The sequence below is a fragment of the Bombilactobacillus sp. ESL1187 genome, from assembly GCF_058107155.1.
This window is the reverse complement of the sequence record NZ_JBYLTZ010000001.1, coordinates 293,992-319,839: the sequence shown is the minus strand read 5'-3', so window position 1 is coordinate 319,839 and position 25,848 is coordinate 293,992. Positions and strand designations below refer to the sequence as shown.

The 25,848-nt window shown below is 41.0% G+C and carries 18 protein-coding genes, 27 tRNA genes and 3 rRNA genes; 42 read left to right on the top strand and 6 right to left on the bottom strand.

Going from position 1 to position 25,848, the window contains the following annotated elements:
- Nucleotides 1-46: 46 nt before the first annotated feature.
- Complete coding sequence (locus AC3B5B_RS01760; RefSeq protein WP_489769146.1) at nt 47-1,465, bottom strand: glycerophosphodiester phosphodiesterase; 1,419 nt, start codon at nt 1,463-1,465, stop codon at nt 47-49.
- 30 nt (nt 1,466-1,495) lie between these two features.
- Between AC3B5B_RS01760 and AC3B5B_RS01755 the strand changes: the two genes are divergently transcribed.
- From AC3B5B_RS01755 to AC3B5B_RS01735, 5 genes are all read left to right on the top strand, one after another.
- Entirely contained in the window at nt 1,496-1,807 is a 312-nt protein-coding gene (locus tag AC3B5B_RS01755) for a hypothetical protein (RefSeq protein ID WP_489757271.1), read from the top strand.
- A 63-nt stretch (nt 1,808-1,870) separates the two neighbouring features.
- On the top strand, nt 1,871-3,262 hold the full coding sequence (locus AC3B5B_RS01750; protein WP_489769145.1) for a bifunctional metallophosphatase/5'-nucleotidase: 1,392 nt from the start codon (nt 1,871-1,873) through the stop codon (nt 3,260-3,262).
- 1 nt (nt 3,263) lies between these two features.
- The gene (locus AC3B5B_RS01745; RefSeq protein ID WP_489757273.1) at nt 3,264-3,875 is read left to right on the top strand and encodes a YutD family protein; all 612 of its coding nucleotides are present in this window, start codon (nt 3,264-3,266) and stop codon (nt 3,873-3,875) included.
- Between the two features lie 7 nt (nt 3,876-3,882).
- On the top strand, nt 3,883-4,656 hold the full coding sequence (locus AC3B5B_RS01740) for a TIGR01457 family HAD-type hydrolase (RefSeq protein WP_489757274.1): 774 nt from the start codon (nt 3,883-3,885) through the stop codon (nt 4,654-4,656).
- Nucleotides 4,656-5,291 carry a TIGR01906 family membrane protein gene (locus AC3B5B_RS01735; RefSeq protein WP_489757709.1) on the top strand — a complete coding sequence of 212 codons (636 nt, stop codon included), beginning with the start codon at nt 4,656-4,658 and terminating at the stop codon, nt 5,289-5,291. The genes AC3B5B_RS01740 and AC3B5B_RS01735 overlap by 1 nt, the downstream gene beginning before the upstream one ends.
- 53 nt (nt 5,292-5,344) lie before the next feature.
- Here AC3B5B_RS01735 and AC3B5B_RS01730 read toward each other — a convergent pair whose 3' ends face one another.
- Both AC3B5B_RS01730 and AC3B5B_RS01725 read right to left on the bottom strand, forming a co-directional pair.
- A complete protein-coding gene (locus tag AC3B5B_RS01730; RefSeq protein ID WP_489757275.1) occupies nt 5,345-5,980 on the bottom strand; it encodes a VTT domain-containing protein in 636 nt (211 codons plus the stop codon).
- Between the two features lie 67 nt (nt 5,981-6,047).
- Nucleotides 6,048-7,031 (bottom strand): NAD(P)/FAD-dependent oxidoreductase, encoded by a 984-nt coding sequence (locus tag AC3B5B_RS01725; RefSeq protein ID WP_489769144.1) that lies wholly within the window; start codon nt 7,029-7,031, stop codon nt 6,048-6,050.
- A 70-nt stretch (nt 7,032-7,101) separates the two neighbouring features.
- On the opposite strand from AC3B5B_RS01725, the gene AC3B5B_RS01720 reads away from it, so the two are divergent.
- The 30 genes from AC3B5B_RS01720 to AC3B5B_RS01575 all read left to right on the top strand — a co-directional run bounded on the left by AC3B5B_RS01720 (nt 7,102) and on the right by AC3B5B_RS01575 (nt 14,900).
- Nucleotides 7,102-7,509, top strand: a complete 408-nt coding sequence (locus AC3B5B_RS01720) for a CvfD/Ygs/GSP13 family RNA-binding post-transcriptional regulator (protein ID WP_489757277.1) — start codon at nt 7,102-7,104, stop codon at nt 7,507-7,509.
- Between the two features lie 273 nt (nt 7,510-7,782).
- A 16S ribosomal RNA gene (locus AC3B5B_RS01715) occupies nt 7,783-9,349 on the top strand.
- A 155-nt stretch (nt 9,350-9,504) separates the two neighbouring features.
- Nucleotides 9,505-12,421 (top strand): 23S ribosomal RNA (locus tag AC3B5B_RS01710).
- Between the two features lie 73 nt (nt 12,422-12,494).
- A 5S ribosomal RNA gene (gene rrf, locus AC3B5B_RS01705) occupies nt 12,495-12,611 on the top strand.
- Together the 16S, 23S and 5S rRNA genes with 26 tRNA genes alongside form the textbook arrangement of a ribosomal RNA operon.
- A gap of 15 nt (nt 12,612-12,626) precedes the next feature.
- Nucleotides 12,627-12,699: transfer RNA gene (locus AC3B5B_RS01700), tRNA-Val, on the top strand.
- A 2-nt stretch (nt 12,700-12,701) separates the two neighbouring features.
- Nucleotides 12,702-12,774 (top strand) — tRNA-Lys (locus tag AC3B5B_RS01695).
- 4 nt (nt 12,775-12,778) lie between these two features.
- Nucleotides 12,779-12,861 (top strand) — tRNA-Leu (locus AC3B5B_RS01690).
- A gap of 43 nt (nt 12,862-12,904) precedes the next feature.
- A tRNA-Thr gene (locus AC3B5B_RS01685) sits at nt 12,905-12,977 on the top strand.
- Nucleotides 12,978-12,981: 4 nt separating this feature from the next.
- Nucleotides 12,982-13,053, top strand: a tRNA-Gly gene (locus tag AC3B5B_RS01680).
- Nucleotides 13,054-13,067: 14 nt separating this feature from the next.
- A tRNA-Leu gene (locus AC3B5B_RS01675) sits at nt 13,068-13,153 on the top strand.
- Nucleotides 13,154-13,162: 9 nt separating this feature from the next.
- Nucleotides 13,163-13,236: transfer RNA gene (locus AC3B5B_RS01670), tRNA-Arg, on the top strand.
- A gap of 9 nt (nt 13,237-13,245) precedes the next feature.
- A tRNA-Pro gene (locus AC3B5B_RS01665) sits at nt 13,246-13,319 on the top strand.
- Between the two features lie 19 nt (nt 13,320-13,338).
- Nucleotides 13,339-13,412 (top strand) — tRNA-Met (locus tag AC3B5B_RS01660).
- Nucleotides 13,413-13,418: 6 nt separating this feature from the next.
- Nucleotides 13,419-13,492, top strand: a tRNA-Ile gene (locus AC3B5B_RS01655).
- A gap of 37 nt (nt 13,493-13,529) precedes the next feature.
- Nucleotides 13,530-13,603: transfer RNA gene (locus tag AC3B5B_RS01650), tRNA-Met, on the top strand.
- Nucleotides 13,604-13,606: 3 nt separating this feature from the next.
- Nucleotides 13,607-13,680 (top strand) — tRNA-Asp (locus AC3B5B_RS01645).
- Between the two features lie 6 nt (nt 13,681-13,686).
- A tRNA-Phe gene (locus tag AC3B5B_RS01640) sits at nt 13,687-13,759 on the top strand.
- A gap of 15 nt (nt 13,760-13,774) precedes the next feature.
- A tRNA-Gly gene (locus AC3B5B_RS01635) sits at nt 13,775-13,845 on the top strand.
- A gap of 3 nt (nt 13,846-13,848) precedes the next feature.
- Nucleotides 13,849-13,922: transfer RNA gene (locus AC3B5B_RS01630), tRNA-Ile, on the top strand.
- A gap of 2 nt (nt 13,923-13,924) precedes the next feature.
- A tRNA-Ser gene (locus AC3B5B_RS01625) sits at nt 13,925-14,012 on the top strand.
- 30 nt (nt 14,013-14,042) lie between these two features.
- Nucleotides 14,043-14,130: transfer RNA gene (locus AC3B5B_RS01620), tRNA-Ser, on the top strand.
- Nucleotides 14,131-14,140: 10 nt separating this feature from the next.
- A tRNA-Met gene (locus tag AC3B5B_RS01615) sits at nt 14,141-14,214 on the top strand.
- Between the two features lie 3 nt (nt 14,215-14,217).
- A tRNA-Asp gene (locus AC3B5B_RS01610) sits at nt 14,218-14,291 on the top strand.
- A 6-nt stretch (nt 14,292-14,297) separates the two neighbouring features.
- Nucleotides 14,298-14,370 (top strand) — tRNA-Phe (locus tag AC3B5B_RS01605).
- A 5-nt stretch (nt 14,371-14,375) separates the two neighbouring features.
- Nucleotides 14,376-14,458, top strand: a tRNA-Tyr gene (locus tag AC3B5B_RS01600).
- A gap of 7 nt (nt 14,459-14,465) precedes the next feature.
- Nucleotides 14,466-14,536, top strand: a tRNA-Trp gene (locus AC3B5B_RS01595).
- 10 nt (nt 14,537-14,546) lie between these two features.
- Nucleotides 14,547-14,620, top strand: a tRNA-His gene (locus tag AC3B5B_RS01590).
- A 10-nt stretch (nt 14,621-14,630) separates the two neighbouring features.
- Nucleotides 14,631-14,702 (top strand) — tRNA-Gln (locus tag AC3B5B_RS01585).
- A gap of 9 nt (nt 14,703-14,711) precedes the next feature.
- Nucleotides 14,712-14,782 (top strand) — tRNA-Cys (locus tag AC3B5B_RS01580).
- A gap of 33 nt (nt 14,783-14,815) precedes the next feature.
- Nucleotides 14,816-14,900 (top strand) — tRNA-Leu (locus tag AC3B5B_RS01575).
- A 186-nt stretch (nt 14,901-15,086) separates the two neighbouring features.
- Here AC3B5B_RS01575 and AC3B5B_RS01570 read toward each other — a convergent pair.
- Complete coding sequence (locus tag AC3B5B_RS01570; RefSeq protein WP_489757278.1) at nt 15,087-16,409, bottom strand: PTS sugar transporter subunit IIC; 1,323 nt, start codon at nt 16,407-16,409, stop codon at nt 15,087-15,089.
- A 72-nt stretch (nt 16,410-16,481) separates the two neighbouring features.
- A complete protein-coding gene (locus tag AC3B5B_RS01565; RefSeq protein WP_489769143.1) occupies nt 16,482-17,855 on the bottom strand; it encodes a glycoside hydrolase family 1 protein in 1,374 nt (457 codons plus the stop codon).
- Nucleotides 17,856-18,008: 153 nt separating this feature from the next.
- Here AC3B5B_RS01565 and AC3B5B_RS01560 point away from each other — a divergent pair, with 153 nt between their 5' ends.
- From AC3B5B_RS01560 to adhP, 3 genes are all read left to right on the top strand, one after another.
- Nucleotides 18,009-18,740 carry a GntR family transcriptional regulator gene (locus AC3B5B_RS01560; protein ID WP_489769142.1) on the top strand — a complete coding sequence of 244 codons (732 nt, stop codon included), beginning with the start codon at nt 18,009-18,011 and terminating at the stop codon, nt 18,738-18,740.
- A gap of 165 nt (nt 18,741-18,905) precedes the next feature.
- Nucleotides 18,906-19,937, top strand: coding sequence for a branched-chain amino acid aminotransferase (locus AC3B5B_RS01555; protein WP_489769141.1), 1,032 nt, complete (start codon nt 18,906-18,908; stop codon nt 19,935-19,937).
- Nucleotides 19,938-20,116: 179 nt separating this feature from the next.
- The gene (adhP, locus tag AC3B5B_RS01550) at nt 20,117-21,136 is read left to right on the top strand and encodes an alcohol dehydrogenase AdhP (RefSeq protein ID WP_489757282.1); all 1,020 of its coding nucleotides are present in this window, start codon (nt 20,117-20,119) and stop codon (nt 21,134-21,136) included.
- 98 nt (nt 21,137-21,234) lie between these two features.
- Here the strand turns inward: adhP and AC3B5B_RS01545 are convergent, their stop codons facing one another.
- A complete protein-coding gene (locus AC3B5B_RS01545) occupies nt 21,235-22,542 on the bottom strand; it encodes an APC family permease (protein ID WP_489757283.1) in 1,308 nt (435 codons plus the stop codon).
- Between the two features lie 74 nt (nt 22,543-22,616).
- On the opposite strand from AC3B5B_RS01545, the gene AC3B5B_RS01540 reads away from it, so the two are divergent.
- From AC3B5B_RS01540 to AC3B5B_RS01525, 4 genes are all read left to right on the top strand, one after another.
- Nucleotides 22,617-23,366: a GH25 family lysozyme gene (locus tag AC3B5B_RS01540; RefSeq protein WP_489769140.1), complete on the top strand. Its 750-nt coding sequence runs from the start codon at nt 22,617-22,619 to the stop codon at nt 23,364-23,366.
- 1 nt (nt 23,367) lies between these two features.
- The gene (locus AC3B5B_RS01535; protein WP_489769139.1) at nt 23,368-24,351 is read left to right on the top strand and encodes a Gfo/Idh/MocA family protein; all 984 of its coding nucleotides are present in this window, start codon (nt 23,368-23,370) and stop codon (nt 24,349-24,351) included.
- A gap of 7 nt (nt 24,352-24,358) precedes the next feature.
- Nucleotides 24,359-25,555, top strand: coding sequence for a DEAD/DEAH box helicase (locus AC3B5B_RS01530; RefSeq protein ID WP_489769138.1), 1,197 nt, complete (start codon nt 24,359-24,361; stop codon nt 25,553-25,555).
- Nucleotides 25,556-25,594: 39 nt separating this feature from the next.
- Nucleotides 25,595-25,668, top strand: a tRNA-Arg gene (locus AC3B5B_RS01525).
- The last annotated feature ends 180 nt before the right edge of the window (nt 25,669-25,848 follow it).

Here is a 25,848-nt window from a genome sequence, read left to right as displayed (position 1 = left end):
TTGTTCAATCAATCATTACTAATATAGCAGATTTCAACTGTGGTATTTACCACCAAATATTATTTTTTAAAGCAGTGAGGTTATTAGCGACCAAATCGGTATAAGTGATCGCTGGTAAGTTAGAAACTTGGTGGGCGCTTGGTGGGCGGTTAGCATTAGAGCGTAGAGCTTGTTGAGTATTAATATCAATCGGATGATTCAAATTATTAATTAAGGGATCCGTTGTGGTTAGTTGTGGATTCAAATCTGGGTTGGCCGCTAAGACCAATAAATTTTTCAGTTTGATCCAGCCTTGATTATTGATTTGGGCCCAATTATGGCCATCAATATTTTGCAAGGCAGTGATTTGATAAGCTTGATTACAGTTTAAACTGCCTTTTTGGGCAGCTTTAGTAGCCGGCTGTAAATATAAATTGCGATTAACTTTGTTATTTTCGGGGATAACTGTTTGATTTAAAAAGGGAGCAAGATTGGCAACAAAGTCACTTTGTACTAAACCATTAGCAGTAATAAAACGATTGTTATCAATTTGTAAGTAATTGTCGTTATTCCAGCGCACAATTTTTTGGACATGAACGGTGTCATTGGGCTGTAACATGCCTTTTTGTGGTGACTGTGGGTAAGGATTTTCCCAGATTATTTGTGGATTTTGACTAATCAAAGTGGCGTCAAAACTCACGTTACTTTGATTAGCTTGGCGTTTTAATTGTTGATAATAACTAGCCCGCGCCGGAAAATTAGTCACTACCCCATCAATGGGCAGATTAACAAGCCAATTCCATTGCTTGGGATTTTCAGTCATTTCATCCCAGACAAAGACCTGTTGCCCAATGGCGTGCAATTGACTAATTAATTCCGGGGTTAGTAAAGCTGAAGAGACGTTAACTGCATTGGTATGTGTGAAAACGTCAAAATTTAAACGTCCCAGACTTCCGGCAATAAAAATTCGTGGGATTTGGGGCGCGAGTTGTTGCATATTCTTTAAACTATCAATTGAAAAAGAGTGAACCATAATGCGGGACTGCATGTGGTACTTATTGATAGCATTAACTAAGAGTTGTTCCATATTTTGGGGATTGTTATGCTTAGTTTTTTTAGTTTCAATTAAAAACTTAACGTTAGGGTTATTTTGGTAATGGCTAAACAACTGCTCAATTGTATAAATATTTTGACCGTTACTTTGCTTGAGTTGTGTCAGCTGGCTAGCCGGATGTTGGGAGACGATTAAATTGGCGCCAGTTACTCGCTGCAAATTACGATCGTGAGAAATGATCAATTGATTGTCACTAGATTCATGAACGTCTAATTCAACCCATTGCGCACCATCACTAAAGGCCGCATCAATACTAGCAAAAGTTTCTTCGGGGGCCTTTAACGGATCGCCACGATGACCAACCACAATAAAACCGGTATTAAAAATTAGACTAATTAATAGTAGAATAGAAAAGAAAGATTTTTTAAACACAGACTGTAACCTCTTAAAGGAGCGGATTTTTTGCACGATTATCAAACTTTAGATTTAATTGAACAGATTACGCGAAATGATGGCAGTCGTTATTATGAAATTGCCAATATGTTTATGAATGGGCGCGCGGAGTTAGCTGCGGAACGGAAAATGATTAAAGAAGTCCGCATTTTGCAGCTAAATATTCCACATTCGACAGCTGTTCAAGTCTATGAAGACTATATTAATAAAACATATACTTTTCCTAAAGAAGATTTTGATCATTGGCAGGAATGGGAAAAGCCCGCTGGCCCCATTAAAACTGCCTTTGAACAAATTTTACATGCTAATAACATTAACTAAGATTATATGATAATACTTTTAATAAGTCATCGGTGGAACTAAATTAACCAGAGGGGGAAAAGTATGTCAGAAGAAATTCAGATAATCCATACTAACGACTTGCATTCACATTTTGAAAATTTTCCCAAAATTGAGCGGTTCATTCAACAACAACGAACGTCAGCCAAGCAGGCGGGGCAAACGCTGCTTTTGTTTGATTTGGGTGATGCTTCGGATCGGCAGCATCCCTTAACTGAAGCGACTAAAGCGCAAGCTAATGTTCAATGGATGAATCAATTACATTATGATGGAGTGACGATTGGTAACAGTGAAGGTCTATATTATCGCCATCAAGATTTAGAACATATGTATGATCAAGCTAATTTTGATGTGATTTTAGGTAATTTGAAAGAAAAAAATGGCCTGCCCCCAGCATTTGTGCAAGATTATAAGATTCTACAAACTTCCAAGCAAACGAAAATTGGTGTCTTAGGCTTGACGGCACCTTATACCTTAACGTATCCCTTAGCTGGTTGGCAAATTCAAATGGTTGATGAAGTTTTACCAAACTTGATTCAAACCGTGCGGCCACAGGTGGATGTCTTAATCTTATTGTCGCATTTAGGTTTGCCAATAGATCAACGCTTGGCTCGGCAATATCCACAATTAGATTTGATTATTGGTTCGCATACGCATCATTTGTTACCGCAAGGTCAATTAATTGATCATACATTATTAACAGCTGCTGGCAAGTATGGGCAACACGTTGGGACCGTGACTTTAACTTTGGCTGATCATCAACTAATTAAACAACAAGCCCAAACAGTGACGGTAGCTCAAATGCCAAGTCAAGACGACGACCAAGCTGTGATTGCTAAGTATGAAGATCAGGGACACCAGTTACTCCGTCAACAAAAAATCGCCAACTTACCGTTCACCTTAACGCAAGATCCTTTTGCCAAGCAGGCAGCTTTAAAACTCACACTACAGGCTTTGTTGGAACGAACTCAGGTGCCAGCGGCAATGCTAAATAGTGGCTTGTTTTTGACAGATTTATCTGCGGGGGTAATTACAGCGGACGATTTGCATCGCCAATTACCGCATGCCATTCATTTAATGATTACCAAATTAAAGGGGCGAGATTTTTGGCGCTTTATCATGGAAGTAGAAAAGAATCGTAATTTTTTGCGGAACTTTCATCAAAAAGGAATGGGCTTTCGTGGCAAAATTTTTGGTGAAATTTTCTTTTCAGGCGTAGAATTTGATGCAACAACTAACCGCGTATTTTATTGCGGTCAAGAAATTCAACCACAAAAAGAGTATCAAATTGCTTTACTGGATCATTATTTGTTTATTCCTTTTTTCCCTACTTTGCAAATTGTTGGTCAGAATACGATTTTGTACCCTGATTTTTTACGGGAAGTGTTAGGGAAGTATTTGCAACAAAAATTTCCATTAATAAAAGAAGGTGATTAGTATGCCAGAGAAAAAGAGCGTTACTGTAGCGACGAAAAAAAAATCGATTCTGAGTCGCAGTATTGAACATGCCATTGCTGTGACAAATGATGAGTTATCAGACGAGGCGGAACAATCAGCGGCTGAAGTTTTACAGATTAGTCCTGAACAGATTAAAATCAATCAAGAACCGTATTTGATTGTCACTAACCACCAGAATGGTTTGGATTTAAATCGGCTGGCGCTACGTTATAATTCCGTTTTACAAAAGTACGATTATATTGTCGGCGATTGGGGCTACGGGCAATTACGCTTACGGGGGTTCTATGATAATAATCGAATTCATGCCAAGATTGATCAAAAGATTAATACACTGCAGGATTATCTGTTAGAATATTGTAATTTTGGCTGTGCTTATTTTGTCTTAGAGCGGGAACAAAAGGCCCCCGAAGTTCATAAACAGCTGATTAAAAAGCGTAATATTCAAAAAAAGTATGCGAATCAGCATAAAGTTAAAACAACGGCGCAACAGTTTAAGCGCCGTTCACTAAAGAAAACGCCTGTGGTTCATTCACGGGGAAAAGTTACTAAAAAATCCAATTTTAAAATTCGAAATCTTAAACAACAAGGATAAATGAAGTATGAAATATCAAGGCTATTTAATTGATTTGGACGGAACAATGTATCGGGGGCGGCAAAAAATTGCTGCCGCCGCACGCTTTATTACGCGATTACAGCAACAACAGATTCCGTTTGCTTTTTTGAGTAATAATACTACCAAAACGCCACAGCAGGTGGCTGATAATTTACGTGTTAATCATCAGATTAAGGTGACACCGCAGCAAATTATTACCCCGGCAGCAGCGAGTGCTGATTATATTCAACACCATCAACTTTCGGCAGCAAATACTTGTTTCGTGATTGGTGAATGGGGCTTAAAGTCGGCACTTTTTCAAGCTGGTATTCAGTATTCAGAGGTCAATCCTGATTATGTAGTAGTGGGGTTAGACACAGATTTAACTTACCATAAATTAGAAGTAGCTACGTTGGCGATCAAAAATGGTGCGCAATTTATTGGAACCAATGCGGACACTAATTTGCCCAATGAACGTGGATTAGTCCCTGGAGCGGGGTCAATTGTTTCTTTTGTGGAAACTTCGACACAACAAAAAGCTATTTATATTGGTAAACCGGAACGGACGATTGCTGATTTTGCTTTGAAACAATTAGGTTGGCAACGCCAACAAGTGGCCATTATTGGTGATAATTATCATACAGATATTGAATGTGGTTTTAATTCCGGAATTGATACAATCTTAGTTTATACAGGGGTCAGTACGCCAGCACAAGTGGCACAATATGCGCGCAAACCAACTTATCAAATTGCTAGTTTGGATGAGTGGCGTGTGGATTGATGATATTAAACCTCAATTTTTTGGTAGTTAGTTTAGTTTTTATTTTAACGTCGGCTGTGATCGTGACGATTTTAGGCAGTTTTTTGATTTTTTGGTGTGACTTACATTATTTACAATTAAATTTGGTAGTGCACCTTTCTAATCATCAAATTTGGCATAATTATGGTCAAATTATGCTGTACTTAATTAATCCGTTAAAAAAACATTTGGTATTGGCTAACTTTTTTAGTTCGGCTCAGGGCTTGGAACATTTTCGAGAGGTCAAGGAGCTGTTTTTATTAGTGGGCTTAGTATGGCTGTTCAGTGGAGCAATCATTATTTGGTGGCAAAAGCACCACCAATTATTACCTTTAATGACGATTAATTTGCAATGGTTGCGAATTTTAGGAGTAGTGCCGTTAATCTTAGGGGCATTGGCTGGTTTAGATTTTGATGGCTTTTTTGTAGTATTTCACCAGCTTCTTTTTCGCAATAATGATTGGTTGTTTGATCCGTTAAAAGATCCGGTTATTAATATTTTGCCAGATACCTTCTTTTTACATTGCTTTATACTAGCATTTCTAGTTTTTGAATTATTGGTATTAATAAGCTTATATTGGCAACATTGTTATGCCCAAAAAAGACTAAAATCATAATAAAAAAGGCTGAATTCTATCAATTAGAAGAATTCAGCCTTTTTTAATAGTTTTTATTTAGTTGATTTGGCCCGAAGCATGCCCACGACGGCAGGCAGTACCGAAATGACGATAATTGCCAGTACAATCATGGAAAAATGCTCTTGAACGAAGGGCAAGTTGCCAAAAAAGTGCCCACAAATTAAACAAATACTAACCCAGATAAAAGAACCGATGAAGTTATAGTGCAAGAAACGTCGATACTTTAATGCGCCACTGCCGGCTACAAAAGGTACAAACGTGCGAACTATTGGAATAAATCGGCCCATAGCGATGGCTTTACCACCATGTTTATCAAAAAATGTTTGAGCTTGATTGATATATTCGGGTTTAACCAGTTTATGAAACCAAGCTTTTCCTTGCAGCCAATGATTGAGATACTTACTAATTGAATAATTACAAGAATCACCACCCATGGCAGCCAGCAGAAAGAGTAAAAATAATAACCAAACATTAAGCCCACTAGCTTTGTTGGCTGCTAAAGCGGCAGCAGCAAATAAAAGTGAGTCACCGGGTAAAAATGGAAGAATGACTGCTCCAGTTTCGATAAAAATAATCAAAAATAAAATAATGTAAGACCAGTTACCAAATTGGTTAACCAACCCAGCAAGGTGTTTGTCGACATTCATTACAAAATCAATTAGTTGCATAAAGACTCCTTAATTTTTGCTTTTGATGTATATTTTACTGGTTGCTAGTGAGAAGTTCCATAAAAACTTAATTGAACATGGAAGAACTGTGCATTAAACGACTATTCTTCGGATTGATTGCCTCAACAGCAGAATTAACGGCAATGGTGCCTTCACTAAATCCTAAAGTAATTAGGCGCTGCTTCCCCGGATAGCTAACGACATCGCCGGCAGCATAAATATTAGGACGATTGGTTCGCATTTTGGAATCAACTTGAATAAACGGGCCTTGAAGTTTAAGCTCCCAATTTCTTAAAAGACGTGAATCACTCATAATGCCATAGTTAACTAATAATTTGTCAACATTAATAGTCTCTACTTGATTTTGTCCCACTTCTTTATAGCTAACAGTTAGTTGCTGATTGTCAGCTAACACAAGGTTAGTGATTATTTTGGGCGTTAATAGTTGAATGGTAGATTCTTTTAAAGCCTGGACACTAGATTCTAACGCACGAAATTGATCTCTGCGATGTAAGAGAAAAGTTTTATGTGCAATTTTGTTGATTGTTAAGGCCCAATCTACGGCAGTATCACCACCTCCAGCTATCAACACTGTTTTGTTCTGATAAGAATTAATATCTTGAACAAAGTAGTCTAACTGATGGCCTTCGAGTTTTTGATCATAGTCAAAGGCTAATTTGCGCGGCTTGAAAGGACCATTGCCGACGGTGATGATGACGGCTTTAGCGAAAATATCTTGACGATTAGTTACTAATTGATAAATATCATCTTGTTTAACTATATTATTGACAATGGTATTTAATCGCTTAGTATACTGAATTTGGGTTCCAGTTTGAATTAGATCATCAATCAAACCTTGACCAGTAATGCCAAATTTGCCAGCAACATCGTAAATCTTTTTTTGCGCATATAAGTTGCGTGGTTGGCCTCCTAGATTAGGCATTCCTTCAATTAAGACTGCATCTAAGCCCCGCATAGCAGCGTAATAAGCAGTAAAAATCCCGATTGGCCCTCCACCAATAATTGCGACATCAAACGTTTTATCTTTCATAAGTAGCACCTCAAATATAATTACATTGGTTAATATTATATGTTAATCTTAGTAAAGAGGTAATAATTTTATGGATTTAACGATAGGCCAGGTTGTCTCAGGAACCGTTACGGGAATTAGATCTTATGGTGCATTTGTCCAAATAAAGGATAGTAATCGACAAGGATTAATTCATATTTCGGAATTTCGGAATGGTTATGTTGATGATATTTCTGAGCTTTTACATTTGGGACAGGTAATTCAAGTGCGTATCCTAAATATTGATGAATATGATGAAAAAATCAGTTTATCATTACGAGCATTAAAGCCAGTTTTATATGATAGTCAACATTATAATCGAAAAAGTTACTGGACCGATCAACAAAAGAACATCGGTTATCATACAATTGCCAGGCATAAAGAGGCTTGGATTAAGGAAGAACTACAGAAAATTGAAAAAAAATCAAAAAAATGTCAAAAAGGGGTTGCAAAAGGGTAAAAAAGTTGATAATATATTTTCTGTTGTCAATGAGTCATGCGCGTCACTGTTAAGCAAATAAAAAAAACAGTTGACAAGCTCATGATAAGATGATAAACTAAATAAGCCGCTTAATCAAGTGGTAATCAACAAAAAGTTAAGTAGATCTTTGAAAACTGAACAAAGTTTCTTTAAAAGCCAAGTGCTGGGTTCTTGAAAAAGAACCTGTCAATTTAAAAGTAATAAAGAAGACAAAGAACGTTAGAGTTCTAAGTCTGAGTCAACAAACTAACAAAAAATGAGAGTTTGATCCTGGCTCAGGACGAACGCTGGCGGCGTGCCTAATACATGCAAGTCGAGCGAGCAGAAGTAACGGAATACCTTCGGGTAGGAAGATATGGACGCGAGCGGCGGATGGGTGAGTAACACGTAGGTAACCTGCCCTTTAGCGGGGGATAACAATTGGAAACAGTTGCTAATACCGCATAAAGTGCTTAATCACATGATTAAGGAATGAAAGACGGTTTCGGCTGTCACTAAAGGATGGACCTGCGGCGTATTAGCTAGTTGGTGAGGTAAAGGCCCACCAAGGCGATGATACGTAGCCGACCTGAGAGGGTAATCGGCCACATTGGGACTGAGACACGGCCCAAACTCCTACGGGAGGCAGCAGTAGGGAATCTTCCACAATGGACGAAAGTCTGATGGAGCAACGCCGCGTGGATGAAGAAGGTTTTCGGATCGTAAAATCCTGTTGTTGAAGAAGAACGTGCTTGAGAGTAACTGCTCAAGTAGTGACGGTATTCAACCAGAAAGTCACGGCTAACTACGTGCCAGCAGCCGCGGTAATACGTAGGTGGCAAGCGTTGTCCGGATTTATTGGGCGTAAAGGGAGCGCAGGCGGTTTGAAAAGTCTGAATGTGAAAGCCCTCAGCTTAACTGAGGAAGTGCATCGGAAACTGTCAAACTTGAGTGCAGAAGAGGAGAGTGGAACTCCATGTGTAGCGGTGAAATGCGTAGATATATGGAAGAACACCAGTGGCGAAGGCGGCTCTCTGGTCTGTAACTGACGCTGAGGCTCGAAAGCATGGGTAGCGAACAGGATTAGATACCCTGGTAGTCCATGCCGTAAACGATGAGTGCTAAGTGTTGGGAGGTTTCCGCCTCTCAGTGCTGCAGCTAACGCATTAAGCACTCCGCCTGGGGAGTACGACCGCAAGGTTGAAACTCAAAGGAATTGACGGGGGCCCGCACAAGCGGTGGAGCATGTGGTTTAATTCGAAGCAACGCGAAGAACCTTACCAGGTCTTGACATCTCCTGAAAGCTGTAGAGATACAGGGTTCCCTTCGGGGACAGGAAGACAGGTGGTGCATGGTTGTCGTCAGCTCGTGTCGTGAGATGTTGGGTTAAGTCCCGCAACGAGCGCAACCCTTGTTACTAGTTGCCAGCATTAAGTTGGGCACTCTAGTGAGACTGCCGGTGACAAACCGGAGGAAGGTGGGGACGACGTCAAATCATCATGCCCCTTATGACCTGGGCTACACACGTGCTACAATGGATGGTACAACGAGAAGCGAACTCGTGAGGGCAAGCAGAACTCTAAAAACCATTCTCAGTTCGGATTGCAGGCTGCAACTCGCCTGTATGAAGTTGGAATCGCTAGTAATCGTGGATCAGCATGCCACGGTGAATACGTTCTCGGGCCTTGTACACACCGCCCGTCACACCATGAGAGTTTGTAATACCCAAAGCCGGTGGGGTAACCCTTCGGGGAGCTAGCCGTCTAAGGTAGGACAAATGATTAGGGTGAAGTCGTAACAAGGTAGCCGTAGGAGAACCTGCGGCTGGATCACCTCCTTTCTAAGGAAAAATAAACGGAAAGCAGTTGGCAAGAAACTTTGTTTAGTTTTGAGAGGTCTACTCTCAAACATTAGTACTTTGAAAACTGAATATTATGAGAAGAAAGACACCGAGAATCGAGAGATTCGAAGAAAGTAAGAAACAGTAGTAATTAAGGTTAAGATAATAAGGGCGCACGGTGGATGCCTAGGTACTAGGAGCCGAAGAAGGACGCAACGAACAGCGAAATGCTCCGGGGAGTTGTAAGTAAACGAAGATCCGGAGATATCCGAATGGGGGAACCCGGCTAAGGTAAAACTTAGTCACACTGCGACGAAAGTTGTAAGTGAGGAAGACGTGGTGAACTGAAACATCTAAGTAGCCATAGGAAGAGAAAGAAAAATCGATTTCCTGAGTAGCGGCGAGCGAAACGGAAAGAGCCCAAACCAGAGAGCATGCTCTTTGGGGTTGTAGGACTGGGACGTGAGATAGTCGAAGATAGCTGAATCAGTTGGGAAGCTGAACCAGAGATAGTGATAGTCTAGTAGGCGAAATCAGAGACACTCTACCAGTATCCTGAGTACGGCGGGGCACGTGAAACCCCGTCGGAAGCAGGGAGGACCATCTCCCAAGGCTAAATACTCCCTAGTGACCGATAGAGAACAAGTACCGTGAGGGAAAGGTGAAAAGCACCCCGGAAGGGGAGTGAAATAGATCCTGAAACCGTGTGCCTACAAGTAGTCAGAGCTCGTTAAAGAGTGATGGCGTGCCTTTTGTAGAATGAACCGGCGAGTTACGATTGCGTGCGAGGTTAAGTTGAGAAGACGGAGCCGCAGCGAAAGCGAGTCTGAATAGGGCGAAAGAGAGTACGTAGTCGTAGACCCGAAACCAAGTGACCTACCCATGTCCAGGTTGAAGGTGCGGTAAAACGCACTGGAGGACCGAACCCACGTAAGTTGAAAATTGCGGGGATGAGGTGTGGGTAGCGGTGAAATTCCAAACGAACTTGGAGATAGCTGGTTCTCTCCGAAATAGCTTTAGGGCTAGCCTCGGAGAAGAGGATCTTGGAGGTAGAGCACTGTTTGGACTAGGGGCCCAACATGGGTTACTGAATTCAGATAAACTCCGAATGCCAAAGATCTTTCTCCGGGAGTCAGACGGTGAGTGATAAGATCCATCGTCGAAAGGGGAACAGCCCAGATCACCAGTTAAGGTCCCAAAATCCATACTAAGTGGAAAAGGAAGTGGAACTGCACAGACAACTAGGATGTTGGCTTAGAAGCAGCAACTCATTTAAAGAGTGCGTAATAGCTCACTAGTCGAGTGGTTCTGCGCCGAAAATGTACCGGGGCTAAGTATGGTACCGAAACTGTGGATGTGCATCGAAAGATGTACGTGGTAGGAGAGCGTTGTAAGCACGAAGAAGCCAGATCGAGAGGACTGGTGGAGAGCTTAGAAGTGAGAATGCCGGTATGAGTAGCGAAAGACCAGTGAGAATCTGGTCCACCGGATGACTAAGGTTTCCTGGGGAAGGCTCGTCCGCCCAGGGTTAGTCGGGACCTAAGATGAGGCCGAGAGGCGTAATCGATGGAAAACAGGTTGAGATTCCTGTACTGTTCAGTGTTGTTTGAACGATGGAGGGACGCAGGAGATGAATTGTGAGCATGCAGCTGGAAAAGCATGTCTAAGCAGCGAGTCTGGATATGAGTCAAATGCTTATAACCGCGAAGGATGAGTTGTGATAGGGAGCGAAATTAAAGTAGCGAAGCACAATAGTCACACTGCCGAGAAAAGCTTCTAGTGAGACACTGAATACCCGTACCGCAAACCGACACAGGTAGTCAAGGAGAGAATCCTAAGGTGAGCGAGAGAACTATCGTTAAGGAACTCGGCAAAATAGCCCCGTAACTTTGGAAGAAGGGGTGCTGGTGTAAGAGCCAGCCGCAGTGAAAAGGCCCAAACAACTGTTTATCAAAAACACAGGTCTCTGCAAAATCGTAAGATGACGTATAGGGGCTGACGCCTGCCCGGTGCTGGAAGGTTAAGAGGATGAGTTAGACTTCGGTCGAAGCCCAGAATTGAAGCCCCAGTAAACGGCGGCCGTAACTATAACGGTCCTAAGGTAGCGAAATTCCTTGTCGGGTAAGTTCCGACCCGCACGAAAGGCGTAATGATTTGGGCACTGTCTCAACGATAGACTCGGTGAAATTATAATACCCGTGAAGATGCAGGTTACCCGCGACAGGACGGAAAGACCCCATGGAGCTTTACTGTAGCTTGATATTGAGTTTTTGTGTAACATGTACAGGATAGGTAGGAGCCGTAGAGATCGGTACGCTAGTATCGAAGGAGGCGCTGGTGGGATACTACCCTTGTTATATGAAAGCTCTAACCCGCGCCGTTGAAGCACGGCGGGAGACAGTGTCAGGTGGGCAGTTTGACTGGGGCGGTCGCCTCCTAAACAGTAACGGAGGCGCCCAAAGGTTCCCTCAGAATGGTTGGAAATCATTCGTAGAGTGTAAAGGTAGAAGGGAGCTTGACTGCGAGACAGACAAGTCGAGCAGGGACGAAAGTCGGGCTTAATGATCCGGTGGCACCGTATGGAAGGGCCATCGCTCAACGGACAAAAGCTACCCTGGGGATAACAGGCTTATCTCCCCCAAGAGTTCACATCGACGGGGAGGTTTGGCACCTCGATGTCGGCTCATCGCATCCTGGGGCTGTAGTCGGTCCCAAGGGTTGGGCTGTTCGCCCATTAAAGCGGTACGCGAGCTGGGTTCAGAACGTCGTGAGACAGTTCGGTCCCTATCCGTCGCGGGCGTAGGAAATTTGAGAGGATCTGTCCTTAGTACGAGAGGACCGGGATGGACATACCACTGGTGTACCAGTTGTCTTGCCAAAGGCATAGCTGGGTAGCTAAGTATGGAAGGGATAAACGCTGAAAGCATCTAAGTGTGAAACCCACCTCAAGATGAGATTTCCCATTCAGTAATGAAGTAAGACCCCTCAAAGAAGATGAGGTAGATAGGTTGCGAGTGGAAGTGTAGTGATACATGGAGCTGAGCAATACTAATCGGTCGAGGGCTTAACCAAGGGTGTCGAGTAAGAACATAATATTCAGTTTTGAGAGGACTAAGGTTCTTTCAGAAGGTAAGAAGAGAGCAAGTGTGGTGGCGATAGCGAGGAGGAAACACCTGGAATCATGCCGAACACAGAAGTTAAGCTTCTCAGCGCCGAAAGTAGTTGGTGGGAAACTACCTGCGAGGATAGGTCGTTGCCATGCTGCTCTTATTATCTTGGAAGATTAGCTCAGTTGGGAGAGCGTCTGCCTTACAAGCAGAGGGTCACAGGTTCGAGCCCTGTATCTTCCATTGAGTCGCTAGCTCAGTTGGTAGAGCAACGGCCTTTTAAGCCGTGGGTCGTGGGTCCGAGCCCCACGCGACTCATTTTGCGGGTGTGGCGGAATTGGCAGACGCGCTAGATTTAGGTTCTAGTGTCCTTTGGACGTATGGGTTCAAGTCCCTTCTCCCGCACTTGCATGTTCTTTGAAATATGTTATAGTTTTATTTTTATTATGCCGACTTAGCTCAGCTGGCAGAGCATCTGTCTTGTAAACAGAGGGTCGGAGGTTCGAATCCTCTAGTCGGCATTTTGCGGAAGTAGTTCAGTGGTAGAACATCACCTTGCCATGGTGGGGGTCGCGGGTTCGAATCCCGTCTTCCGCTTTCATTATAATCACGCCGGGGTGGCGGAACTGGCAGACGCACAGGACTTAAAATCCTGCGGTAAGTGATTACCGTACCGGTTCGATTCCGGTCCTCGGCATTATAATGAGCACCCATAGCGCAATTGGATAGAGTGTCTGACTACGAATCAGAAGGTTGTAGGTTCGACTCCTACTGGGTGCATGTTTTTTTCGGGAAGTGGCTCAGTTTGGTAGAGCACCTGGTTTGGGACCAGGGGGTCGCAGGTTCGAATCCTGTCTTCCCGATTAGCTTTTTAATAGCTATGGCGGTGTAGCTCAGCTGGCTAGAGCGTCCGGTTCATACCCGGGAGGTCGGGGGTTCGATCCCCTTCGCCGCTATTAATCGGACCTTTAGCTCAGTTGGTTAGAGCAAACGGCTCATAACCGTTCGGTCGTAGGTTCGAGTCCTACAAGGTCCATAGATTTTTTATGGACTTTGTGGTAAGATTTTATTATCGCGGGATGGAGCAGTCTGGTAGCTCGTCGGGCTCATAACCCGAAGGTCGTAGGTTCAAACCCTACTCCCGCAATTTGGTCCTATGGTGTAGTTGGTTATCACGCCTGCCTGTCACGCAGGAGATCACCGGTTCAAGTCCGGTTAGGACCGTTAGATGGCTCGGTAGCTCAGTCGGTAGAGCAATGGATTGAAGCTCCATGTGTCGGCAGTTCGATTCTGTCCCGCGCCATTTTTGTTAAAGATTGCGGGTGTAGTTTAGTGGTAAAACCACAGCCTTCCAAGCTGTTGTCGCGAGTTCGATTCTCGTCACCCGCTTATGGGCCTATAGCTCAGCTGGTTAGAGCGCACGCCTGATAAGCGTGAGGTCGATGGTTCAAGTCCATTTAGGCCCATTGGAGAAGTACTCAAGTGGCTGAAGAGGCGCCCCTGCTAAGGGTGTAGGTCGCGTAAGCGGCGCGAGGGTTCAAATCCCTCCTTCTCCGTTGGAATTTTTTCCATGTTTATTGCGATTTGGAGGATTACCCAAGTGGCTTAAGGGAACGGTCTTGAAAACCGTCAGGCGTGTAACAGCGTGCGTGGGTTCAAATCCCACATCCTCCTTTATAATTATCGCGGGATGGAGCAGTCTGGTAGCTCGTCGGGCTCATAACCCGAAGGTCGTAGGTTCAAACCCTACTCCCGCAATTTGGTCCTATGGTGTAGTTGGTTATCACGCCTGCCTGTCACGCAGGAGATCACCGGTTCAAGTCCGGTTAGGACCGTTAGATGGCTCGGTAGCTCAGTCGGTAGAGCAATGGATTGAAGCTCCATGTGTCGGCAGTTCGATTCTGTCCCGCGCCATTTATGGAAGGGTAGCGAAGTCTGGCTAAACGCGGCGGACTGTAAATCCGCTCCTTCGGGTTCGGTGGTTCGAATCCACTCCCTTCCATCATAATAGGGATATAGTTCAATGGTAGAACAACGGTCTCCAAAACCGTCGATGTGGGTTCAACTCCTACTATCCCTGTTATATCCTGGCGGTATTGGTGAAGTTGGTTAACACACCGGTTTGTGGCACCGGCATACATGAGTTCGAGTCTCATATACCGCCCTTTCTTTATTGGGTTATAGCCAAGTGGTAAGGCAATGGACTTTGACTCCATTATGCGCTGGTTCGAATCCAGCTAACCCAATTTTTACCTGGCGGTATAGCCAAGTGGTAAGGCAGAGGTCTGCAAAACCTTGACCACCGGTTCAAATCCGGTTACCGCCTTTGGCTTTAGCCATGGTTTATTATTAATATTTTGCCGGTGTGGCGGAATTGGCAGACGCGCTGGATTCAAAATCCAGTTCCTGTTAAAGGAGTATCGGTTCGACCCCGATCACCGGTATCTGATGAAACAGTTAACTTAATTATGTTAGCTGTTTTTTTGTGTTTCAAAATAAATTGGTCTACATAAAAAAGAGTGCCGACGAAATACTTATCAACACTCAATATTATAGAACCTTAAAAAACAAGTCTTGTTTGGTCAGAAAATCAAACAAGACTTGTTTTTTAAAATTTGTTTATTTTAATTTTACAATTGTGCGCTTTTTTGCATTGTACGTTCACTAATAAACATGAATGGTAAATAAAATAGCACGCCGATAATGATAATTAATAATTGTACAATGACGGCACGCCAATCACCGGCAGTACATAAATAAGCATTTAAGAGGGGCGGAGTGGTCCAAGGAACTAAAACCACGACACGATTCATCCAACCAATGGCTGTGAAAAAGTAAGCAATTAAATCACCAATGACGGGCATTAAAACAAAGGGAATCATCATAGGAATATTAAAAACGATAGGATAGCCAAAGATGACGGGTTCATTAATATTAAAGATACTAGGCGCAATGGCTAATCCCGCAATTTCTTTGCTGGATTTCATTTTGGAAAAAATAAAAATAGCAATTAATAAACACAAGGTACAGCCCGTACCACCAATCATTCCGAACACATCGCGAAAAGTATAAGTCAAAATATAGGGAATATGTTTGTGTGCTTCAAAGGCTGCCATATTCTTATTCATATTGATTAATAATAATGGATCCAGTAAAGTCCCATTGATAACTGTTTGGTGAATACCTAAAGTAAAGAGAAAGTTTCCTACACTATAGATAAAAAGCATCCCCGGTAAGCTAGTTGTAAAGCCGCGTAATGGTTCTTGAATTAAGTTGGTAATCAGGTCAATCAAGTTAGTTTTACCGAAAACCATCAATAGGGCGGAAATGAGTGCAAAAATACTTAAAGTTAAGATAGAGGGAATCAAGTCGTTAAACGAAGCGGCTACCGCTGGCGGAATATTTTCCCCGAGATGAATTTTTAAATGTTTAATATTTGATAAACCAATAAATAATTCGGTTGCTAATAATCCAATAATAATGCCAGAGAACATTCCTGTGGTGCCCAAGTTAGTATAAGATAAGCCACCGGTGACGTTAATATTTTTCGTACTGTGGGCAATGGTTAACTTAACTGTAGCGGGCATCATAATAATTAAGCTAGCTAAGGAAATAATAGCCGCAAGAATTCCGTTCTTATACTTTTTATTAACTGATAAGGTATAACCAATTGCTGGTGCTAAAACTAATCCGGCAATGTTTAAGGTCCCGTTACTAATGTCACTGCCCCAAATTTGTAAATTGGCTAAGGTTTTGCCATGAGCAAATAAGGGAAAGACTACATTATTCATTAAGACACCTAGGCCGGCTAAAATGAAGAGGGGCATGATTGTGGCAAAAGCATCTCGCAAAGAACGTAAGTGAACTTCATTACCAATTTTGACAGAAATTTCGGTAAATTTATCAAAAAAGCGTTTGCCACGACTTTTATTTGCTGAAGCAGTTTGAGCCATTAAAACAACCTCCTTATGGTTAAATCTGATTGAAGAATATTTGCTCGTGTTTCACTGTTGGTTTATTAACAATTAAAATAATTGATTACCATTGGATTGGATTACTTTTTGCAGCCAGTGATAACTTTTTTTGGGTACTCGTTTTAAATCTTTGAGATCATGATTCGTACGATTGACATAAACAACGCCATAACGTTTATCAACATTGCCTTGGGAACTTGGGATGTCAATTAACCCCCAACCCAAATAACCAATAACGTGAGCGCCATCTTGGACTGCTTGTTTTAAGGCTACTAAATGTTGGCGATGGTAGTTAATACGGTAATCGTCATTAATTTCATGTTGACCATCCCAAATTTCACGGACCCCAAGACCATTTTCAATTGGGAAAATCGGTAAGTGAGTGCGGTTAGCTAAGTCCATTAAAATACCATAAAAACCTTGGGGATCAATTTGCCACTGCCATTCATTAGTTTGTAAATAAGGATTATGCGCATGACCTGCGGAACCAAAGTCATTAGGAATAGTCCCAACGGGGATTTTAGAGCTGTCCAGGCAAGAGGTTGCATAGTAGCTAAAACTGATAAAATCACTACGAGTTTGTTTGATTTCAGCTAGCTCACTAGTTTGTAAAATGTCTTCTAAGTGTTGTTGCTTCATAAAGGCCACTACTTCATCTGAATATTGCCCTTCAGTAAAAATGCGCAAGAGATTATAATCTGTAAATTCTTTAAATTTTCTAACTGCGGCCACATCTTGTGGATTAGCAGTAGCGGGATAAATTTCTTGGAAAGCTTCCATTCCGCCAATTTTTAAATCAGGATAATTTTGATGAATAAAGTTAGCGATACGCGTATGAGCTAAAGCTAAATTATGTTGAATTTGAAACAGTTCACGAGTAGTTTTTTGCCCCTTTAAGTAGCCACTACAATGAAAGGCTTCTTGGGTACTATATAAATTTTGTTCGTTAAACGTGAGCCAATATTTGACTTGTGAAGAAAACTCGGTCACCATTTTTTGACCGTAAGTTACAAAATTATCGACCACATGTTTGTTCACAAAGCCATTATATTTCTGTGCTTGCTTTAAAGGCATATCGAAATGATATAAGCAAATCATCGGTTGAATACCATTTTTAAGTAATTCATCAATTAAGTCATGATAAAATTTGAGACCTTGTTTATTAAACTGACCTTCGCCATCAGGTTGCACACGACTCCAAGAGATTTGAAAACGATAGAAATTCATTCCTAAATCCTTCATTAAGGCAATATCTTCGGGATAGCGGTGATATTCATCAATGGCCACTGACCAATCAGAATTGTTGGGGCCACTGGGGCGTAGGTCATAAACAGAAGCGCCTTTGCCACCTTCGTTAGTTGCACCTTCAGTCTGCATACTAGAGGTAGAATTACCCCAGAAGAAATTGCTAGGTAGTTGTTTCATAAATAGTTCTCCTTTTTTGTAATCGCTAACATCCAAAACTACTTTTAAGTATAGACATTTATTTTTAAATGTAAATACTTTTTATTGGATCTTTCAATGGCCTAATGGAGAGTGATAAACTTAATTCAAGTGATAAAAAGGTGGGATCAGTTGATGGCACAAAAACCTAAATATTTAATCATTGCTGCAACTTTAAAAAAACGGATTCAAAACGGAACGTATTTACCGGGAACACCTTTTCCACAGCAAAGTAAATTGGCTCAAGAATTTCAAACTAGTCGCGTAACAGTTCGTAAAGCCATTGAACAGTTGATAAAGGTTGGCTTGGTCTATACTCAGCGAGGAGCGGGGACTTTTGTTCGAACTACCGTGTTAAAAACTTCTCACTTTGATCGTGCAGTGGATCAATATATTGGTACGACTAAATTAGTTGGTGATCAAAGTCGTGTGACCAGTCAAATTATTCAATTTCAAATTCGCTATCCTAATGCTGAAGAGTGTCAGTTACTAAATTTGACACCGCACGAAATGGTTTATGATATTCAACGCCAACGTTTAGTCGATCGCGAACCCTATGCTTTGGAGTATACAAAAATGCCAGTCAAAATTGTGCCCGGCATCGATGAAACGGTTTTAAAGGCTTCAGTCTATCGTTACATTGAAACCACGTTGCATCAAAAAATTGGTGCTGCTTACCGTAAGATTAGTGCTGCAAAAGCCACGGCAGCTGACCAACAGTATTTAGCTTGTCAAAATTCTGATCCCATTTTGCGTTTGCGTCAGGTCGTTTTTTTAGAAAATAATGTTCCGTTTGAATTGTCTGAAACACATCATCGATATGATAAAGAGCAAATTACAGTTTATCTGCCAGGACATACTAAGTGACGCTACTAATTTATTAAGAATGCAACATTAATTAAAATTAATTATAGCTATTTTTAAATTAATAAAAATTAAAAGATAAGCTATTTCTATAAAACCATTCTTGACAAAATAGGATTTAATGCTATTCTTTAAATTAAATAAAAATTAAAAAGAGAGGTAAGTAAGATGGCTAAAGTAAAAGCATCAGAGGTTGATTTTAATAATTTAGGATTTAATTACTTAGACTTACCTTATCGCTACCAGGCAACTTACAAAGATGGTCAATGGCAAGATGAAGGTTTGGTCACCGAAAGTGATGTAACAATTAATGAGGATTCAACGGCCTTACACTACGGACAATCAGTTTTTGAAGGTTTAAAAGCTTATCGTACTAAAGATGGTCATGTGCAATTATTCCGTCCCGATCAAAATGCGCAACGAATGCAAAACAGTTGTCAGCGTCTGTTGATGCCACAAGTACCAACTGACATGTTTGTAGATGCTGTGAAACAAGTGGTGAAGGCGAACATTGATTTTGTGCCACCTTATGGTAACGGAGCAACGTTATATTTACGACCAATTATGATGGGTGTTGGCGGCATGATTGGTGTACATCCGGCAACTGAATATATTTTTCGGATTTTTGCAATGCCAGTTGGTAATTACTTTAAAGGTGGTTTAACACCAACTAATTTCACCACTTCGCAATATGATCGGGCAGCGCATAAAGGAACTGGACAAAGTAAAGTTGGTGGTAACTATGCTGCTAGTTTAATGCCTGGTGACGCTGCGCAAAAGCATGGTTTTTCCGATTGTGTTTATCTGGATCCGGTTAATCATGAAAAGATTGAAGAAGTTGGATCAGCCAATTTCTTTGGAATTACGAAAGATGGTACGTTTGTGACACCAAAATCACCATCTATTTTACCGAGTGTTACCAAATATTCACTTTTGTATTTAGCTGAGCATGAGTTAAACATGCCAACTGAGCAAGGTGATGTTTATATCAATGATTTAGATCGTTTCGCAGAAGCTGGGGCTTGTGGTACAGCGGCAGTTATTTCACCAATTGGTGGTTTGGAGCACAATGGTAAGATGCACGTCTTTTATAGTCAAACTGAGGTCGGACCAGTGACCAAGAAGTTGTATGACATCTTAACTGGCATTCAATTTGGTGATCGCAAAGGACCTGAAGGCTGGGTTGAACCAGTTAAATAAAAGCAATTTATTAATAAACTTCAATTAAAATCTCAAAGCATTTAATATAGTTATAAACTAATTATATTAAATGCTTTTTTTGTTTTTTAAGTAAAAATTAAAAAATCTCTTGACCATGTGAAGATATTCACTTAAAATTCAATTGTGGGATTCAAAAAATCAAAAAGAGGTTAACTGATATGAAAGCAGCAGTAGTACGGGACAATTGCGATGGTTATGTTGATATTAAAGATGTTAAGTTACGTGATCTGCGAGCCGGTGAAGCTTTAGTTAAGATGGAATACTGTGGCTTGTGTCATACGGATTTGCATGTAGCCGCGGGTGACTTTGGTAAAGTTCCCGGCCGCATTATCGGGCATGAAGGTGTTGGTAAAGTGATTCAAGTAGCCGCTGGAGTTTCTACTTTAAAAATTGGTGATCGAGTATCAATTGCGTGGTTTTATCAAGGCTGCGGGCATTGCGAATATTGTACGACTGGCCGTGAAACTTTATGCCGTAATGTTTTAAACTCTGGGTTTAATGTTGACGGTGCGATGGCTGAAGAATGTATCGTTCCTGCTGACTATGCAGTTAAAGTTCCCGCTGATTTAGATCCGATTGAGGCTACTTCTCTAACTTGCGCGGGAGTAACAGTTTATAAGGGCTTGAAGACCGGAAATGTTCGTCCTGGTCAATGGGTTGAAGTGGTTGGCACTGGTGGCTTAGGCAATTTAGCAGTACAATATGCTAAGAACGTTTTTGGTGCGCATGTAGCAGCAGTCGACATTAATGATGAAAAATTGCAAGCTACTAAAAAGTTAGGGGCTGATCTGACAATTAATTCGCAAACCGAAGATGCTGCTGATGTTTTACAAACTAAAGTTGGTGGTGTTCATAGTGCAATTATTACGGCTGTGAGCCCGTCGGCATTTACATCGGCAGTTAACTCATTAAGACCAGATGGAACGTTAGTAGCGATTGCTTTACCTCAAGGAGACATGTCTTTAAATATCTCTAAAACTGTTTTAGATGGGATTAAAGTTGCTGGTTCATTAGTTGGTACTCGGCAAGATTTGGCTGAAGCTTTTGCTTTTGGAGCTGAACATAAAGTAAAGCCGATTGTCCAAACGCGTAAATTATCAGAAATTAACGATATTATTGATGAAATGAAAAATAATCAAATTGTTGGGCGAATGGTAGTTGATTTTACTAATAATTAATATTTTAGCCAAAACAAAAAGTGATGTGACAAAAGCACAGTTGGTTTGAACTAATTGTGCTTAGTCGCATCACTTTTTAGATTATTCATAATTAGTACTTAATTTTGCAATTGGCGGTGCTGCCAGTAATAAACGGGCCAGCCAGTTAAGGTTAATCCCAAACCGGCTAAGGCTAGTAATGGTTGACTGACCGTAGTATTGATCACAATAAATAAACCACCTAAAATTGCTAAAATAGGAGGGATGGGGTACCAAATAATTTGATACGGTCGCTGCAAATTAGGTTTGTTTTTACGGAGAATAAAAATTCCGATGAACAGAAGAATTGAAAAGATCCAAGAGATATAAACCAACATATTGGTTAAAGTGTCAAAAGTTCCCGAAAAAATCATGATGACGGCAATTAAACTTTCGAATAATAAACTGTTGGTGGGCATTTTTGTTTTGGCATTTAAATGGCTAAAAAAATGGGCTGCTGGTAATTGTTTTTGAATACCTAAAGTATACGGCATGCGAGAACCAACCATTAAGTGACCATTCACTGCACCATAAACTGATACTAAAATACCGATGGTTAAAATTTTGCCACCCAGCGGCCCAAATAATTTTTGGGCCGTTTGCATAGCAGCGTTTTGATTGCCCGCAATTTGGGTAAAGGGCAAAATTTTGATAAAGCTCCAGTTGAGTAAAGTATAAACAATGGTTACGGCGATTAATCCCCAAATAATAGCATGCGCTAAATTTTTTTCCGGACGTTTAATTTCACCAGCTAAATTACCAATGCTTAGCCAACCATCGTAGGCAAATAAAGTAGCGAGTAAAGCTTGCCCGAAAGCTTGCGGATGTTGAAAGGTTAAGGCTGATGTTAAATGACTCCAATTTAAATTGTTAGTGGTATTAAACCCCAAGGCAGCAATAATAATAGCGATAATTGGAATCAATTTAATAATTAAAGTCAATTTTTGTACTTGACTGCTGAGCTTACTACCTAACCAGTTGACAATAACTAATGAAAAAAGGCACATTAGCGCCCACATGGTTGGCGAAATGTGTGGTAAATTAAATAGTTGTTGTGCTTGCGTTCCAAAAACGATGGAAATTGCTGCAATATTAGCGGGATAGTATACAATGATTAAGGACCAACCAAACAAGAAAGCAATCTTGGGTCCATAAATTTCGCTGAGGTATTTAACGGGACCACCGTTTTCAGGATAAGTAGCAGCTAATTCGGCAACGGTTAAACCAGCCATGAGGGTAATAATTCCGGCTAATGGCCAAACTAAAATACTAAGCCAGGAACTTTTGGTTAATTGCGTAATACTAGCAACTTTAAAAAAGACTCCGCCACCGATGACAGTCCCCATGACGGTAGCCAGAGCCGAGAAAAGAGATAATTGACGTTTCATTTGCTTCATTCCTAACTAAATTTTCTTAATACTGAGTATTGTACTTGATTTTAAGAGAGAGGCAAAGATTTTTAATGCAGTCACGATTAATGGTCCGTCAACAAAAATTTCATAAAAAACAACTGCTCTTTGTGGGCTTTTTATTATTGGTTTTGGCAGGGCTTTTTGTGAGTAAACAAATTTTCAATTATTGGCAAAAAAGTGGTCGTCCCAGTACTAGCAACTATCCAGTTTTAGGAGTTAGCTTGAGTCAAACGGATGGCTATCAGGACTTTCATTTGCTGAAGAAACATGGCATAGATTTTGTTTATTTAAGGGCCACTCAAGGTGCAGATTATTTTGATGATGCATTCTTAAGTAATTATTGGCGGATTCAAGGCGCGCAATTACCGTATGGTATTGAGCATGATTTTAGTTGGCAAACTTCACCACAGGCCCAGTTTACTAATATTAAGGCTAGTGTTGGTACTCGAGTAGGAACGTTACCGTTAGTTCTGCAAGTTAAAGCTCCCTCAGCTTCGCAGTTAACTGCGCACCAAATTGATAAATCTGTTTCACGATTACAAAGTTTGCTGGTAAAATATTATCAGCGCCCAGTTTTAATTCAAACAGATCCAGCCTTGAATTATTTGATCAATCATAATTCATGTGGCGGTATTTTACAGACTAGACCCCATCCCATTAAGGGTGATCAAGTGAAATTTTGGCAATATACGGATGCTGGACGCATTCCTAGTTTGGCAACTGCCAATCAGTATAGTTTATTAGTGTTTAACGGCAATCAGCAGCAATGGGCGGCTTTTTTGCAAACAGGAGGTTGGTAAAATGTTACGTTTAGGTGTAATTGGTACCAATTGGATCACTAAACAATTTGTGCAAGCAATTCAGGCTACGGCTAGTTTTCAATTGACAACAATTTATTCACGCACATTAAGTCATGCTCAAAAATTGGCGCAGCAATTAAAAATAGAAGACGTTAAGTTAGTCGATCAACGTGAACAACTTTTTACTAGTTCCCAAGTTGATGTGATCTATGTGGCTTCACCTAATAGTTGTCACTTTCAAGATATTATGGCCGCTTTAGAATGCCACAAACATGTGATTGTAGAGAAACCGTTGGTCTCCACGCGCTCTGAATTTTTACAAATTAAAGCTTTTTTAAAACAACATCCGGAGTTATTTGTTTTTGAAGCTGCCCGGCATATTCATGAGACTGAATTTCACCAATTACAACAACGAGTGGCCGAATTACCAGTAATTACGGGCGCCACGATTATTTATCGCAAATACTCTAGTCGCTATGATCAAGTCTTAGCGGGCCAAGAACCGAATGTGTTTTCACCCAAATTTTCGGGCGGCGCCTTGTATGATTTGGGAGTTTATTTAATTTATGATGCCCTTTGCTTATTTGGACAACCACTAACGGCTCAGTATTTTCCGCAAATGATTGCGACGAAAGTTGATGGTCAAGGGACTTTAGTCTTACATTATCACGAGTTCGACGTAACCCTATTAGTAGGCAAAATTAGTAACTCTTTATTACCATCGGAAATTTATAGTAATCACCAAACGCTTTTATTTAATGATGGTGGCACCATTCGAAAAATTTGGGATGATCAAAACCAGCAAGTGCAAAAATTTGCGGATCACAATCCGATGCTGGCGGAAGCGCAAGTTTTTAGTCAAATTATTCAACAACATGATCACAAAGAATTCTTACGGCTCTGGCAATTAGCTGATCAAGTGAATCAAATTTTAACAACGGTGCGCTTAGCAGCGAAAATTCACTTTACTGCCGATGAGAAATGAGGAAAATATGCAAATACCAAAGATTTATCAAAAATATTATCAGCAACATCATTTTCAAAGTTTGACACCGATTCAAGAACAAGTCTATGAACCGCTACAACAAGGAAAATCCTTACTGGCTTTAGCTCCTACTGGTTCTGGTAAAACATTAGCATTTGGAATGCCGTTATTGTCTAAATTAACGCTTAATGGTGGGATTCAGTTACTAGTACTGGAACCTTCTCAGGAGTTGGCTATTCAAACGCGCAATGTGTTACGCTCTTTAAATCCCCAGTTACGGGTGTTAGAGGTGATTGGAGGTGCTAATGTTCAGCGGCAAATTGAACATTTAAAACAAAAACCTGAGGTCGTTGTCGGAACAATTGGGCGCATTCAAGATCTAGTTGTTAAACGCAAATTTAAATTAAATAAAATCCAGACGGTGGTCATTGATGAGGCTGATGATTTGTTGATGGATAAATTGACGCCGGTACGGGATTTATTGGGTCGCTTGCAAGGTCAGTTTCAATTAGCCTTGTTTTCAGCGACGGCGGCGCCGATTTTTCAAGAATTGTCTAAGTGGTTTCCTCAAGATTTTCTCAAGATTGATTTGCGTGCCGACCAACAGTTTCGGGCGGGGATCAAGCATTACTTTTTATTGACGAGTAATTCACAAAAAGCAGCTACTTTACAACGTTTAGCACATCGCAAACACAAACGCAATTTAGTTTTTTATCAATCTAGTAAAGAATTACACCAATACGCTGCCGATATGCGGTATCGTAAAACGTATTTTACAGTATTAGATACCAGTGATCCGAAAAAACGGCGGGCTGATGCACTAGCTAATTTTAAAAAGCGTGATACTTCACTTTTATTGACGACGGATGTAGCAGCTCGGGGCATGGATTTGCCAGATTTAACGACAGTCATTAATTGGAACAATCCGCAAAATTTAACAGAGTATATTCATCGTAGCGGTCGGACTGGTCGGATGGGGCGTAACGGCGAGGTAATTACTTTAGGTAACGAACATGATTTTCGACAATTACAAGAATTATTGCAAGCGCAACATATTAAATTATGGAAAGTGCAGTTAGTTGATGAACAGTTGGTAACGGCCCAGTCCTCCAAAAGTGGGGCTAAAGCAAAAGTTATTCGGCATCGTTCTAAAAAGCGACAACGTGATCAAAAACGCCAAGGTTATCATGGTGTCAAAAAATAATCTTTACAGTTGAGTTATTTCGTGGCAAGATTAAACCATGGTCTCGTGGCTCAGCTGGATAGAGCAACTGCCTCCTAAGCAGTAGGTCATCGGTTCGAATCCGATCGAGATCATCGTGTTGCCGCTGTTCATTAGTGATCTGCGGCTTTTTTATTTCAAAAATTTTGTTTGAAAGAAATAAAAAATTAAACCACAAATAATTAAACTTAAAATAAAAAAGAAGCTGTAGCGCCAATGTTGGTGTAAAATTTGATCAAAAGTAAAAACTAAACTAAAGCCGCAAATTAATAATA